This is a genomic window from Tolypothrix sp. PCC 7601 (assembly GCF_025677855.1).
GTDB lineage: Bacteria > Cyanobacteriota > Cyanobacteriia > Cyanobacteriales > Nostocaceae > Aulosira > Aulosira diplosiphon.
Genome location: NZ_CP064879.1, coordinates 9,023,317 through 9,038,614 on the forward strand (window position 1 = coordinate 9,023,317; position 15,298 = coordinate 9,038,614).

The window sequence follows — 15,298 nt, forward strand, 5'->3', positions numbered from 1 at the left end:
CATTTGCTATTACCATAAATAGCACCTCAAACCTCTTAAGCATCACCTCCTCTAGAATTAACCAGTGGGGTTTATTGATATTTCGTCAGATAGTACTTGATTATCTAAAGAACTACAACAGCTATGGCGCTCATTCTGAAAAGGAAAGCCGATAAAAATTCTAAATTTTTCCTAAAATTTATTCTTATTGTTTAACTTCTACGTCTGTAGTCATAGTTGGCAATTAACAAAGCCGCCTTCAATCGCGAAAATGTAGCTTTTACAACAATTTAATAACTTCTTGCTTGATAATACCAAAAGTTTTAGATGATGCCGTACTCACTGCGCTCACCCACCCTTGTACCTGAGAAATTAAATATACTTGTCGCCTATTGTGGTTTACCTCTACGCAGAAATTTAATTTTGGGTGATTACTGATTACAGCAATCATGTATCATCTAGAAAGTATCTTCTGTAACTAATAACTTCTAAACTTAATAGTTGTGTTATTTATTTAACCCTTGAGTTTTTTAGGTATTTTATGCCGCGAACAAAATCGTCAAAATCTCACTCAGTTCCAGCTACACCATTAGCACTCTCGGAGTTACATATCTATTTAGATGCGTTAGAAAAGGAACATCAATCGCTACTAAAACAGATTAAGCGCAAGCGCACAGAATTAAAAAACTTTGTCGAAAAAATGCGCTCTTTAGCAACGGAGATATTTCATCGCGCTACTCCCAAGTTAAAGCAAATGACTGATATTGATCAGGAAATTCATGCGCTATTTGAGGCAATATTTACTACCAGGAAGTTAGGTAAACAAAGCTTAAAAAATATTAAATTACTTTATCGTAATCTCCAGTTGGCAGGAGTGATTAGTCCTAAGATTGAAAGTCAGCAAGAAGATACAGAACTCGATGAACTATTTGAAAATTTGCGACAAGAGTTTGATTTCGAGGAAGAGAGTGAAGGAAATCGCGATCAACATCACCAAAGACAGCAAGAATGGGGAGATAATTCGGGAAATCGAAAAGATGAATCTCGGAAAATTCGCCAAACATTTCTCAGATTAGCGGAAATCTTTCATCCAGATAAGGTGAAAGACAGCGAAACGCAAATGTACCACACAGAAATCATGAAGGAAATTAATAAAGCTTACCAAGAAGGAGATTTAGCTAGACTTTTAGAAATTGAACGTCAGCATGAATTAGGCGAATCTATTGATAATAATAGCGAGGATGATTTAACTAGAAGATGTAAGACTCTAGAACAGCAAAATCAAATTTTGAAAAATCAATATGAGAATTTAAAACGGGAACTGCGTCAGGCGAAACATACTCCTGAAGGTGCAATGGTTGCAGATCATCGCAAAGCAGCCAAAGCAGGTGTAAACTCGATTTCCCAAATGTTAAATGAAATCGACGCTCAAATGAATATGGTGACAGAAATTCGGGATTTTGTAAAAGATTTTAAGGAACAAAAAATTACAATTCAAGAGTTTCTCAATGGCCCAGGAATATTACATGATTTGAACCAGGAAATTATGGCAGATATTTTAGAGCAGATGCTATCAGAATTACAAGGTGTCGTCAGATTCTAAAATATAGCTATTTTCAATATCTACACCGAGATTAAACCTTGGCCGCCGAATTGGTAGTGTAATTACAAACTCTGCACCTGTATCTGGTGTTGATTGACATTCTAATTTTCCCTGGTGTTTATCTACAATAATTTGGTAACTGATTGACAAGCCTAAACCTGTGCCTTTGCCAACTTGTTTAGTGGTGAAGAATGGATCAAATAAATAAGGCTTGATGCTGTCGCTAATGCCAATACCATTATCAGCAATGTAAATTTTTATTTTATCTAATTCATCGAGTGCTGTACGAATACAAATTTGAGGAGTATCAGTCATCTTGCCTTGAATAATGGCATCATCTAAGGCTTCGATGGCATTCATAATCAGGTTGATAAATACCTGGTTAAGTTGTCCTGCATAACATTCAATTACGGGAATTTCTCCGTATTCTTTACTGACAATAATTTCTGGACGTTCGGATTTTGCTTGCAGGAGGTTTTGCAAAATCATTAAAGTACTATCAATACCTTCATGAATATCCACAGCTTTAATTTCCGCTTCATCTAGACGCGAAAAATTTCTCAGTGAGACGACAATATCGCGAATTCTTTCTGCCCCAACTTCCATAGAACGGAGAATTTTTTGCAAATCCAGGGTGATAAAATCCAGTTCAACATCGGCAATTTGCTCTTGTAGTTGCGGTGTGGGTTGGGGATATTGTTGACGATAACATTGCAATACATGGATTAAATCATTAATGTATTCTGTGGCAGGGGAAAGATTGCTAAAAATAAAGCTAATGGGGTTATTAATTTCATGAGCAATTCCTGCTACTAGCTGTCCTAAAGCCGACATTTTTTCATTTTGAATCAGTTGCATTTGAGCAGTTTGTAAGTTTTTAAATGCTGTTTCTAATTGTTGTGTTTGAGCATTTAATTGTGCTGTGCGCTCGGCAACTTTTGCCTCTAAAGTATGAGAATATGCTGCTAATTGGGTATTTGCTTGTTGGAGTTCGGCTGTGGTTTGTGATAAATCGGTGTAAAGCTGCGCGTTTTCTAGGGAGATAGCAGCTTGGCTGGTTAAAAGTTGCACCACTTCCAAGCGATCGCGGGTGAAAACTCCGGCTGTCAGTTGGTTTTCTAAGTACAATACACCCATCAACTCGCCTTGATTGAGGATGGGAGTACACAGCACACTGCGCGGTTGCTGGGAGGTGATGTAAGCATCACTAGCAAAGCGTGATTCGCTAGCGATGTCATCAATTACCAAGGGTGCAAAGGTGCGCTTGACATAATTGATCACAGCCAGGGGGATGTCTTGGCTGGCTTCTAAAGGGATAGCTGAGAGGTGAATTTGAGAGAGAATCTTGTCTCCATCAAAGCTAGCTGTGGCGGCGATCGCTAACTGCTGGTGCTTGGTTAATAACAGTACGCATTTTTTCGCGCCAGTATTCTCTAGCATGACTTGCATTAAAATCGCCAAGAGTTGTTCGAGTTGAATTTCTGAGGCGATCGCTTGAGAGGCTTTCAAAAAAGCAGCACAGTCTATTTGTGCTGAAAAATTAATGTTAGTGGTAGATATAGTGCTTTTTTGGCGAGATTCAGTTGCTAGCAGCGATAAATTTTGATTTTTCTTGAATAAGCGTGGATATTGTGCTTCTAAAAGTTTAACTTGGGAGATGGCTCCCCATTGGATGTAAGCTTCTACCGCCTCGCTGAGATAAAGTTGAGCAATATTGGTTTTACCTTTGGCGAACCAAAACTTTCCAGCTAATTCCTTAGCTAAAGCGACATTTTGCGTAAAGCCATGAATTTGCGCCGAGGCGATCGCGCGATCGTAAAGATCCATCGCCTCTAATTCTCGGTTGGTAATCCGCGCAATCTCTGCTTGAATTAACAAATAGCGATGCTCAAAGTTTTCCGGACAAGAATTTGCCCAAATTTTGATTTGGTTTTGATGCGTAATTAAAGTTTGCCAATATTGACGTTGTCTTTCTTGGGATGCTTGGGGATAAAGCGCTGCTAAAATTAAAGCGTGAGCAAAAGGATAACTAGCTGAAGTGGTAAAACCAAAAATCGCCGGCAGATATTTTTCTGCTTGGGTGATGTGGTATAAAGCAATATCAAATTGTGCTTGTAAATAATTTAATTGCGCTTTGAAAATATGCGCGATCGCCAGAGTCATAGCTGATTGACTCATTGGTTGTAATTCTGGTGAGAATGTTTCTGAGTCATCGCCAATTAATTGATTAATTACCTGTTGGATTTCCAGTAACATCTCAGATATGAATGTATTTTTTGTTTGGTGAGTAAAAGGCAGAAATTTGCTAATATCTGCACGAATATGATTTAAGTTAGCGCCTTGAAAATATTGATTGCATATATTACCCAGCAAGTTATAACCAGCAAATTGTACTTCTCCTGTATCTAAACCAGCTTGGTAGCCAGCATTGTTAATAGCAATTGCTAAATGCGCGGGTTTACTCCAATTATGTAACCAATTACCCAACAATAAATTTACTTTACATTTTTGACCGCGATCGTAAAATTTGTCAGCTATTTGAGTTGCTAGAATGCCAAATTCATATCCTGTACGATAATCTCCTAAAGTCGAACCTAAAAGAAAACCATAATTAACATAGGCTTTAGCAGATTCCGCCACATTACCATATTTAATTGACAAATTTGTCGCTTTAACTGTCACAAAAATATATAAATCCAGCGCGGAACTAATATAAGTAGGTGGATCTAAACTAATTAATAATTTAATGGCAGAACTATAAATTGGATTTGTATTTACGGGTGCATCCAACAGCGAAATGACTGGGCGATTTGCTAAACTAGCGGTAATTTCCGCAATTTCGGCATCAATCAAAGATTTAATATTAGCATCAGAAAAATTAATATCCAACAGAGATAAAGCTTGTTTACCCACCTCAATTGCTAGGGCATAATCAGCTTGCATTGTATGCTGCACAATTAATAGATTATATAATTCAGCTTTCTGGGGTGCTGATTTTATCTGGATTAATGCTTCTTTAATCAGGGCATGAGATTGAATAAAATTACTATTTAAATACTCAACTTCTGCAAGTTCCTTGTAAATTGCAAAAGTTAATTCATATTCTGTTACCCAGCTATTATCGACTAACAATTGCATAGCAGTGGCTAAATATTGGGATGCTGTGGCGTAAGCTGTGGCAGCTTTAGCTCTACGTCCTGCTTGCAAATTCAATCGCGCTACTTGCTCTTTTTGGGTTGGCTCGGTAATTAATTGTAATCCTATATTCAAATGATTGACAAGCTCAAAAATATGCTCTTCTTGTGCATCATTAGGAATATTTTTTAACAGTAAATTACCAATTTGCAAATGCGTAACTTGTTTTTGGGATTCATCAATTAAAGAATAAGCAGCTTGTTGGACGCGGTCGTGGAGAAAATCATAAATATAATCATCACCATTAAAAAAAATGCCAGAACTATGAAGTTGAGATGTGTTATCTTCTTGGTAGAAAAATTTATATGTTTGGCTTCTAGCTACAATTAAACCTTCAGTTAAAGCTGACCATAAATTAGCGGCGGTTTCTACCAAAGGTTTTTCATAGACAATTGCTAAAGTTTCTAAATCAAATGTATTACCAATACAAGCCGCTAACTTTAAAATATCTTGTGTGGCTGCTGGTAATTTCTGCAATTGCAGCACCATAAACTCCACAACATTATCTGTCAGTTTTAAATTGTCTACCTGATGCAAGTCATATCGCCAGATCCCAAATTCCGGTGCAAAATTAATATGCCCTTCTGCATAAAGGCTTTTTAACATTTGCAAGCTAAAAAAAGGATTTCCTTGGGTTTTTTGATAAATTAGTTTAGCCAGAGGTAATGCTTCTTTTAACGTACAGCTTAAACTATCAGCAAATAAATGATTGATATCAGTAGCGGTGAGTGGTGCTAAAGTAATTGTGGTGATTTTATTTTGAAATTGAGTATTACGTAATTCATCTAATGTCAGCATTAAGGGATGGTTCTCTGTAACTTCATTATCCCGATAGGCACCAATGATTAATAAACTCCTAATTTTAATTTCACTCATTAACATTTTTAATAATTGCAATGATGCTGTATCTGCCCATTGCAAATCATCTAAAAATATCACTAAAGGATGTTCGGGAGTGGCAAATACCTGAATAAATTTGCGAAATAAGCGATTAAATCTTTGTTGTGCCGCACTACCCGCAAGTTCTGTGACAGGTTGTTGGTTACCAATGATTCTTTTCAGTTCGGGAATCACATCAATAATAACTTGAGCATTATCTCCCAAAGCCGCTAAAATTTTAGTTTTCCAATCAGCAATTTGGCTATCGCTTTGGGTAAGAATTTGTGACATCAAATCCTCTAAAGCTTGCACAAAAGCAAAAAAGGGAATGTTCCGTTGAAACTGGTCAAACTTACCTGCAATAAAATAGCCTTTTTGCCGCACAATTGGCTTATGAACTTCATTAACTACAGCAGTTTTCCCAATACCCGAAAAACCTGCTATTAAAACTAGTTCACTTTGAGATAATAAATTATAATTTGCTGTCTGTTCTCTATTACCTGCAACCCGGTCAAATACCTGTAGTAAAGCCTCAACATCGCTTTTACGTCCATAGAGTTTTTCTGGAATTAAAAAGCGATCGCTAATATCTCTTTGTCCTAGTGCAAAAGGTGCGATCGCACTGTTTTTTTGCCATTGACTAAAACAATGTTCTAAGTCATATCTTAAACCAGCCGCACTCTGATAGCGGTCTTCGGCATTTTTCGCCATCAGTTTCATGACAATATCAGATAGTACTTGGGGAATTTCTTTGCTGTTACCCAATGCCATAGGCATTTTAGCAATATGACAGTAAACCAACTCCATAGGATCGGCTGATTCAAAGGGTAACTTTCCTGTCAATAACTGATAAAAAGTTACACCCAGCGAATAAAAATCTGTGCGATAATCAATACCCCGATTCATTCTGCCAGTTTGTTCTGGAGAAATATAAGCCAAAGTTCCTTCTAAAACATTGGGATTTTGTATTTGTTGACTTTCTTTTGGTAATAAAGAAGCAATAGAAAAATCAATAATTTTAATTTGCTTAGTTTCGGGATGAATCAAGATATTAGCAGGCTTAATATCTTTGTAAATGATGCGTTGTCTGTGCAATTCACCCAGAGTTGCAGTAATTGCGATCGCAATCGGAAAAAATTCTTCTAGAGGTAACTTATCCCCAACCAGATGTTGCTTCACGTAATGGGATAAAGATACACCACCATAATCTTCCATTACCAGCACATAGCCATTACCATATTGTTCCAGGCTGTATGGTTTAACAACACCGCAGATATTGAGATTTTTCGTAATATTGTACTGGTTACGAAATTGGATAACTTCATTGAGACTCGGATAATCATTCCGCATCAATTTTAAAATTACAGGATGTGAATCTAGCTTTCTAATTCCCCGGTAAACAACTGTTCTATCTCCCGCATAAATTTGTTGCTCAATTTGGTACCCTGGAACTTTAAATAATGCAGTCACCATATCACTAAAACTCACTATGTTAATAAAATTTGATTTATTAACTAGTGTTCCCATGAATGGGAAGGTATATAACAAATGGGAGGGGTAATGGGGAAGGGGTAATGGGTAATGGGTAATGAGTAATGGGTAATGAGTAATGGGTAATGAGTAATGGGTAATGAGTAATGGGTAATGGGTAATGAGTAATGGGTAATGAGTAATTAGTAATGGGTAATGAGTAATGGGTAATGAGTAATGAGTAATGAGTAATGAGTAATGGGTAATGGGTAATGGGTAATGGGTAATGAGTAATGAGTAATGAGTAATGGGTAATGAGTAATGAGTAATGAGTAATGAGTAATGGGTAATGAGTAATGGGTAATGAGTAATGGGTAATGAGTAATGAGTAATGGGGAATGGGTAATGGGTAATGAGTAATGGGGAATGGGTAATGGGTAATGAGTAATGAGTAATGGGGAATGGGTAATGAGTAATGGGGAATGGGTAATAATAATTTCTCCTTTCCCCTTTCCCCCTTCCCCTTTCCCCTCCCCATTACACAGCCGCGATCGCACAAACCTGTAAACCGACAGGTGTTTGGATAATAACGGATTCCACGCCGAAGACTTGGGCGATCGCATCTGGGGTGAGGACGGCTGCTGGTGTACCGACATCCCAAAGTTCACCTTGTTTTAATAAAGCAATGCGGGAACTATAGCGCGCGGCTAAATTTAATTCGTGTAATACTGTGACAATAGTTAATTCTTGTTGCTGATTTAAATCTTTGAGTAATTCTAATAGTTGTAACTGATAATTGATATCTAAATAAGTTGTCGGTTCATCTAACAATAAAACCCGTGGTTCTTGCGCCAAAGCTAAAGCCAAAAAAGCCCGTTGTCTTTCGCCCCCAGAAAGCTGTTCAACCAGGCGATCGCTAAATTTTTCTAGTTGGGTTTTAGTAATTGCAGCTTCTACTTTCTGCTTATCTTTAGCTGTTAATTCCCATTGCCACCAAGGTTGATGGGGTGTACGTCCTAAGCCTACTAATTGTCGCACAGTTAAGCCCACAGGTACAGTTTGTTGTTGCGGTAACAATGCCAATTTTTGAGCTACTAAATGCGGCGGTTGGGAGTGAATTTCTTTGCCATCTAATAACACAGTTCCTTGCTGCGGCGAAAGAATGCGACTAAGTAATTTTAATAAAGTAGATTTCCCAGAACCATTAGCACCCACTAAACTTAACCATTCTCCTGTTTGTAATGTTAGGTTAATGTTTTGAATAATGGGATATGAGGTGTAACCGCCAGTAAGGTTTTGTAATTCTAAAGGCATAGATTTGATTTAGTGTTGGGTAATTGGTAATTAGTGTTTAGGGTTTGGTATTGGTGATTTCCCCCTTATCCATTATTCAGCCCCCAATCCCCATTTCTGATTTATTCACTTTTAAATCTTGCCAGCAATTGCTCACGAGATAATCTCCAAAGTAGACTTAAATACTCCTCTCTTGGTAACTGCGCTAACTTAGGAATTATTTCTTCTAATGCAGCATCAATATCACCAAATCGTAGTTTTAAAACCTCAATAATGGTTGCTTGTCTTTCTGCTTGCATTCCTCTTTGTTCCCAACTAGTGACAATTTCCATAACTTCCTCCTTTTCATCTAAGTTCATTGTATCGATTGCTGCTTTAAAAATAGTTTCTTCGGCTGCATTTAACTGTAAATAGGTATCAACAAAACCCAAAATTAACTGCATTCGGGCGGGATCTAATTTTAATGTCGCTAATAAACGTAAACATTCTGCTTTTACTTGTGGTCTTTCGTTTACCGGAATATTCATTTTTGCCATTAGAGCAGCAGCTACTGGGTTATGTTGCTGTAAAAAGTCTCGCCAACTTAAGCGATTTAATTGAATTGCAGTAAATTGAAACTCCAAGACCTTTAAATCGGGAAAAGTCACAGTGTGAATTTGAAGTTCTGGGCGCTTGGGTTCATCAAAGGAAAAGATGACTACTGGATAAATAGCTAGATCATATTTTTCATATAACCTAGCAAAATATTTAAACATCCGCTTGGCAAATACTGACTCAGTGTAAGACTGATTCTCAACATGAATTAAAAAGCAAGTATCCTGATTTTGATAATATACCTGCGCTAATATATCGATTTCTTTCCTTTCTCCAGAAGTGACATCGGTAAATACTTCCTGTGCTAGAAACCGGATAGAACTCCTATCAATTTGACTCACGATTTGTGGTAAGAATAAATCAAGAAACTCTACAAAAAATGTAGATAACAATTCTTTAAAAAGGCGGTCGTGGTCAATCATACACTCACATTAGTCACTGTTGTGCTAGCTTAATTATTTAGCAGTAAAGTGTGAGAAATACTAGTTGATAAATTTGTTGCCTACTGATTCAACCCCGCCGAACGACGATAAAGTAACCAAATAAATAAAGGTGAACCTAGCAAGGCGGTGACTGAACCTACTGGTAATTCTATGGCTCCTAGCCTAGAGAGTAAATCGGCAAAGATGAGTAACCATGCACCAGCTAAGGCGGAAAGTGGTAATACGAAGCGATGATCTGTACCAACAATGAGGCGCACACCGTGGGGAACCACAAGGCCGACAAAGCCGATTAAACCGCCAATGCTGACTGCACTAGCAGCGAGTAAAGTTGCAACACCACCAATTAATAAACGCGATCGCGTTAATGATACGCCTAAACCTAAAGCTAAATCATCTCCTAAAGCCAGAACGTTAAGCGATCGCGCCAGCAAACATCCGCCCAGTAATGCCACAATAATGTAAGGCCCAGCCGTAGTAATTTCTTTCCAGCCTCGTCCGTTCAAACTCCCAACTAACCAATTCAGTGCAATTTGAATTTGACCATCTTCTGCTACTAAAAGTAACGTACTTTGTACCGCACCAAATAAAGAACTTACCGCCACACCACCTAAAATCAAGCGTTCTACCGCAATTCCTGACCCTGCACGTCCTAGGAAAATTACTATAGCCGATGTCATAATTGCTCCCAGCCAAGCTGCTAGAGGAATCGCTGCGGGGAAGATTTGCAACACTACCATCACAATGACAATTAACCCTGCACCTGCGGAAATACCCAAAATAAACGGATCGGCTAGGCTATTACGCAACATTCCCTGCAACAATGCGCCAGACATTCCCAAAGCCGCACCCACAATTAAAGCTGCAACAATCCGCGGGAGTCGTAAATCCCAGACGATTGTTTGCTTAATGCGATCGCCTTGGTGCAGAATAGCTTGCCACAATTCGTTTAAACTCAAAGGTACTGCACCTTGAGACAAGGAAAGCGCTAGCGTCACTATCAGCGCTGTAACTAAAAGTAAAATCGCCCAAAATAGGCGGTGTTTGGCTTTGATCATTTGCTGTTTGCGGTTTGGGGTTGATTTTTGATTACTTCTTCCTCATCCCTCTATTTTCTATTCCCCATTAGCAATTCCGCATCGTCAAATCACATACAACAGATCATTCTCATTTCTGGACTCAACACAACATTTTTCTCCCATATCCCGCGCTTGTAGAAATGTGATTAATTGCATCTCTACCCTGCCATTACAGCAAAGCACAACATCTCTATCTGTAGGCTGATCGCAAAAGACCTAATCTACAGAAAAAATTAGTATATATTGCATTATGAAGGAAAATCGACGCGTCACACCTTCTAAATGAGCAATGCAACGAATTGATAGCCTACTCAATCAATGAGGTGAACGTGGTCAATTCCTGTGGATAATGTATTTTCCCAAATAGGAGTAGGCTTTATTTGTATGGCTAATCAGGATGGAGGTGTAAAAAATAAGTTAACTTCAGCCAGCAGTGCGGATGTTAACTTTCTGGTGGGCGGGGGTGAAATGGGGGCGCGGATGCGCGCAAAAGATTGGTCACAAACTTCCCTTGGCCCTACAGAACAATGGCCGCAAAGCCTGAAAACAGCCGTCAGAATTATGCTTACTTCTCGCCAAGCCATGTTTGTTTGGTGGGGCGAGGAATTAATTAACCTTTATAATGATGCCTACAAAGCAATTCTGGGTGGTAAACATCCAGAAGTATTGGGACAGCCAGCTGCTTATGTATGGCGAGAGATTTGGGATCAGGTAGGCCCCAGAGCTGAATCAGCAATGCTGAATAATGAGGGGACTTACGACGAAGCGCTACTGCTAATTATGGAGCGCAACGGCTATCCAGAGGAGACATATTACACCTTTTCCTATAGCCCAGTTCCTAATGATCAAGGTGGTACAGGCGGCATTATCTGCGCTAACACAGACGATACACAACGCATCATTAGTGAACGTCAGTTAGCATTATTACGAGAATTAGCGGCGAGAACTGTAGATGCACGGACATTCGATGAAGCTTGTTCTCTCAGTGCTAGTTGTTTAGCAACGAACCCTTACGATCTACCCTTGGCGATGATTTATCTGGTAGATCCAGAACAACAGCGCGTGTTTCTCGCGGGAACTTCTGGGATTGGGCGTGATCATCTAGCTGTTCTTGAAACTGCTGATATTGATGACGCTACGATTTGGCCGTTTGCAGAAGTGCTGAGAACTCATAAACCATGCTTAATTGATGATTTACCTTTGCATTTTGTCAATCTCCCTACAGGTGCTTGGCCACAAGCACCACATCAAGCGGTAGCTGTACCCATCGCCCCATCAGGACAAACGGGAAAAGCCGGGATATTAATTGTCGGTTTAAATCCATTTCGGCTGTTTGACAATAACTATCAAGGATTTATCGAGCTGGTAGCAGCGCAGATTGCAGCTAGCATTGCTAACGCCCAAGCTTATGAAGAAGAACGCAAACGGGCGGAAACTTTAGCAGAACTCGATCGCGCCAAAACAGTCTTTTTTAGCAACGTCAGTCACGAATTTCGCACTCCACTCACCCTAATGTTAGGGCCGTTAGAGGAAACCCTAAATAACTCTGCTACCTTGCTTGCAGCTAAGGAACGCGAACAGTTAGAAATGGTGCAACGCAATGGACTGCGGCTGTTGAAATTGGTCAATACTTTGCTAGATTTTTCCCGCATTGAAGCTGGAAGAGTCCAAGCTTCCTATGAACCTATCGACCTGGCGAGTTTTACCACCGAATTAGCCAGCGTATTTCGTTCCGCGATTGAACGAGCAAATATGCAGTTAGTCGTTAATTGTCCTCCCTTACCAGCACCTGTGTATGTGGATCGGGAGATGTGGGAGAAAATTGTCCTCAATCTGCTTTCAAATGCTTTTAAATTTACATTTACCGGAAAAATCACCGTTAGCTTACACTGGCTAAACGACTCTGTAGAGTTGCAAGTTAAAGACACCGGGATTGGTATCCCCAGCGAAGAAATTTCCCATTTATTTGAACGCTTTCACCGCGTTAAAGGCGCGCAAGGGCGCACCTTTGAAGGCTCAGGAATTGGCTTGTCATTGGTACAGGAATTGGTGCAAATGCATGGGGGAAATGTGCAAGTTACCAGTGTTTTTGGACAAGGTAGCTGCTTTACTGTATCCATTCCTACAGGTTCGGCTCATTTACCACCAGATCGCATCAGCGCCACTCGCAATCTAGCTTCCACCGCCTTAAATGCCACTTCTTACCTAGAAGAAGCTCTGCGTTGGCTACCCATAGTCGGGGATGAGGGGGATGAGGGGGATGAGGGAGATAAGGGGGATGAGGGAGATGAGGGAGTAGTTTTATCTTTTTCTTCTTCTGCTTCCTCTGCTCCTTCTGCTCGAATTCTCTTGGCTGATGATAATGCTGATATGCGCGATTATGTGAAGCGGTTGTTGAGTCAGCAATATCAGGTGGAAGCAGTAGGGGATGGGTTAGCAGCTTTGTCTGCGGCTCAAAGACTTGTACCAGATTTAATCCTAACGGATGTAATGATGCCAGGTCTAGATGGCTTTGGACTGTTACAAGCATTACGCAACCAGCCACAGACAAAAAATGTACCAATTATTCTACTGTCAGCACGGGCGGGGGAAGAAGCCAGGGTGGAAGGTTTAGAAGCGGGTGCGGATGATTACCTAATTAAGCCTTTCTCAGCCCGTGAATTATTGGCGCGAGTGGAAGCTGCTTTAAAACTGGCGCGGCTGCGAGACGAAGCTATGCAACGGGAGCAGGAGCTAAGGCGAGAAGCGGAGATGGCAAAAGCTCACCTAGAAACTGTGCTAGCAGGTATCAAAGACCAGTTTTATGTTCTAGATCGGGAGTGGCGCTACAGCTTTGTTAACGATCAAGTAACCGTATTTGTGGGTAAGTCCAAAGCAGAACTGCTTGGTAAAGTGGTTTGGGAACTATACCCCGATGTAATTGACAGTGAATTTTATACCCAAATTCATCACGCCTTTGCCCAACAGCAGGTAGTGCGATTTGAATATTATTACCCTACTTGGCGGCGCTGGTTGGAAAATCGGATTTACCCCTTTGCTGATGGTGTCAGTGTTTTTGTCACAGATATTAGCGAGCAAAAACAAGCAGAAGCTGCACTGCGGGAGAGCGAGCAGCGATTCCGAAATATGGCTGACAACGCCCCGGTGATGGTTTGGGTAACTGACCCTACCGGTTATTGCACTTATCTCAGCCAAAGTTGGTATAATTTCACCGGACAAACCGAGGACACAGGTCTAGGTTTAGGGTGGTTAGATGCGGTGCATCCAGAAGATTTCGAGTCAGCCAAAAATGCTTTCTTAGCGGCGAATCAACGCCATGAGGCATTTCGGATAGAGTACCGCTTGCGACGCAAGGATGGTGAATATCGCTGGGTGATTGATGCGGCTACTCCTTGGTTAAGCTGGAATGGTGAGTTTCTCGGTTACATTGGCTCAGTTATTGATATTACCGAACGCAAAGCCGCAGAAACCGAACGCGATCGCCTTTTGAAACTAGAACAAGCCGCAAGAGCCGAAGCCGAAAAAGCCAACCGCATTAAAGATGAGTTTCTTGCAGTCTTATCCCATGAATTGCGATCGCCTCTCAATCCGATCCTCGGTTGGTCAAGGCTTTTACAAACTAATAAATTTGACCCAGCCAGTCAGCAGAAAGCCTTGGCGACAATTGAGCGTAATGCTCAATTACAAGTGCAATTAATTGACGATTTACTAGATGTCTCCCGCATCTTACGCGGTAAGCTTAATCTCAACATGGCATCTATTGACTTAGTATCTGTGATTGAGGCAGCAATGGAAACAGTGCGCCTAGCAGCCTCAGCCAAAAATATTCAAATTCATACTATGTTAGATGCCTCTTTTGGCTTAGTTTTGGGTGATTCTAGCCGTTTACAACAAGTAGTTTGGAATTTGTTATCTAATGCCGTTAAATTTACTCCAGAGCGAGGAAAAATAAATATCAGCCTAGATTACATTGATGCTCAAGCGCAAATTACCGTGAGCGATACAGGCAAAGGTATTAGTTCTAGTTTCCTACCTTATGTGTTTGAATATTTCTGCCAAGCCGACAGTACCACAACTCGCAAATTTGGCGGCTTGGGGTTAGGATTAGCGATCGTGCGCCATCTAGTAGAACTACATGGCGGAACCGTCAGCGCCGAAAGCCCCGGGGAAGGACAGGGTGCGACATTTACAGTTAGGCTACCACTTTTGCAGGATGAAGGTAGAAGGCTAAAGGGCGAAAGTGAGCCAGCTAACCTGGCTGCTGATACAGCAGTGTTGGCGGGAATTAAAATTTTAGTTGTAGACGATGATTGTGATACCCGCGAATTCTACACCTTTGTACTAGAACAGAGTGGTGCAAATGTGACTGCAGTAGCATCAGCAGCAGCAGCACTGCAAGCATTAGCACAATCACAGCCAGATATATTACTTAGCGACATTGGAATGCCAGAAATGGATGGCTATATGTTAATGCGTCAGATCAAAGCATTGCTAACAGAAAAAAGAAAATCGGTTCCGGCGGTAAGCAAAGCTATGCCGAAGGCTATCGCGTTAACAGCCTATGCAGGAGAACTCAACCAGCAAAAAGCACTCTTAGCAGGCTTTCAAAAGCATCTATCTAAACCTGTTGAGCCGGATGAGTTGATTAGTGTAATTACAAGTTTACTGGGTAGGGATTAGGTATTGGGGACTGGGGGGATGAGGAAGTAGAGGGAGCAGAGGGAGCAGGGGAGCAATTACCATTACCAATTACCCATTACCAAATG

At 40.5% G+C, this 15,298-nt stretch carries 7 protein-coding genes; 2 read left to right on the forward strand and 5 right to left on the reverse strand.

Annotated elements, in window-relative coordinates; genetic code table 11:
* Positions 1-520: 520 nt before the first annotated feature.
* Positions 521-1,582 carry a J domain-containing protein gene (locus HG267_RS36520; protein ID WP_045871110.1) on the forward strand — a complete coding sequence of 354 codons (1,062 nt, stop codon included), beginning with the start codon at positions 521-523 and terminating at the stop codon, positions 1,580-1,582.
* Here HG267_RS36520 and HG267_RS36525 read toward each other — a convergent pair.
* The 5 genes from HG267_RS36525 to HG267_RS36545 form a co-directional block, all read right to left on the reverse strand.
* On the reverse strand, positions 1,559-7,129 hold the full coding sequence (locus tag HG267_RS36525; protein WP_045871111.1) for an ATP-binding sensor histidine kinase: 5,571 nt from the start codon (positions 7,127-7,129) through the stop codon (positions 1,559-1,561). The genes HG267_RS36520 and HG267_RS36525 overlap by 24 nt on opposite strands.
* A gap of 37 nt (positions 7,130-7,166) precedes the next feature.
* Entirely contained in the window at positions 7,167-7,664 is a 498-nt protein-coding gene (locus HG267_RS36530; RefSeq protein WP_235623066.1) for a hypothetical protein, read from the reverse strand.
* Entirely contained in the window at positions 7,664-8,440 is a 777-nt protein-coding gene (locus HG267_RS36535; RefSeq protein ID WP_045871112.1) for an ABC transporter ATP-binding protein, read from the reverse strand. Before HG267_RS36535 ends, HG267_RS36530 begins: the two co-directional genes overlap by 1 nt.
* A 101-nt stretch (positions 8,441-8,541) precedes the next feature.
* Positions 8,542-9,435: an Rpn family recombination-promoting nuclease/putative transposase gene (locus HG267_RS36540; RefSeq protein ID WP_045871113.1), complete on the reverse strand. Its 894-nt coding sequence runs from the start codon at positions 9,433-9,435 to the stop codon at positions 8,542-8,544.
* An 80-nt stretch (positions 9,436-9,515) separates the two neighbouring features.
* A complete protein-coding gene (locus HG267_RS36545) occupies positions 9,516-10,511 on the reverse strand; it encodes a FecCD family ABC transporter permease (protein ID WP_045871114.1) in 996 nt (331 codons plus the stop codon).
* 405 nt (positions 10,512-10,916) lie between these two features.
* Here HG267_RS36545 and HG267_RS36550 point away from each other — a divergent pair, with 405 nt between their 5' ends.
* Positions 10,917-15,212 carry an ATP-binding protein gene (locus HG267_RS36550; protein ID WP_155539310.1) on the forward strand — a complete coding sequence of 1,432 codons (4,296 nt, stop codon included), beginning with the start codon at positions 10,917-10,919 and terminating at the stop codon, positions 15,210-15,212.
* Positions 15,213-15,298: the final 86 nt, after the last annotated feature.

Bases quoted from the DNA above. Each gene is read 5' to 3' on its own strand.
- HG267_RS36520 (WP_045871110.1), top strand. From the start codon at position 521: ATGCCGCGAACAAAATCGTCAAAATCTCACTCAGTTCCAGCTACACCA.
- HG267_RS36525 (WP_045871111.1), bottom strand. From the start codon at position 7,129: ATGGTGACTGCATTATTTAAAGTTCCAGGGTACCAAATTGAGCAACAA.
- HG267_RS36530 (WP_235623066.1), bottom strand. From the start codon at position 7,664: ATGGGGAGGGGAAAGGGGAAGGGGGAAAGGGGAAAGGAGAAATTATTA.
- HG267_RS36535 (WP_045871112.1), bottom strand. From the start codon at position 8,440: ATGCCTTTAGAATTACAAAACCTTACTGGCGGTTACACCTCATATCCC.
- HG267_RS36540 (WP_045871113.1), bottom strand. From the start codon at position 9,435: ATGATTGACCACGACCGCCTTTTTAAAGAATTGTTATCTACATTTTTT.
- HG267_RS36545 (WP_045871114.1), bottom strand. From the start codon at position 10,511: ATGATCAAAGCCAAACACCGCCTATTTTGGGCGATTTTACTTTTAGTT.
- HG267_RS36550 (WP_155539310.1), top strand. From the start codon at position 10,917: ATGGCTAATCAGGATGGAGGTGTAAAAAATAAGTTAACTTCAGCCAGC.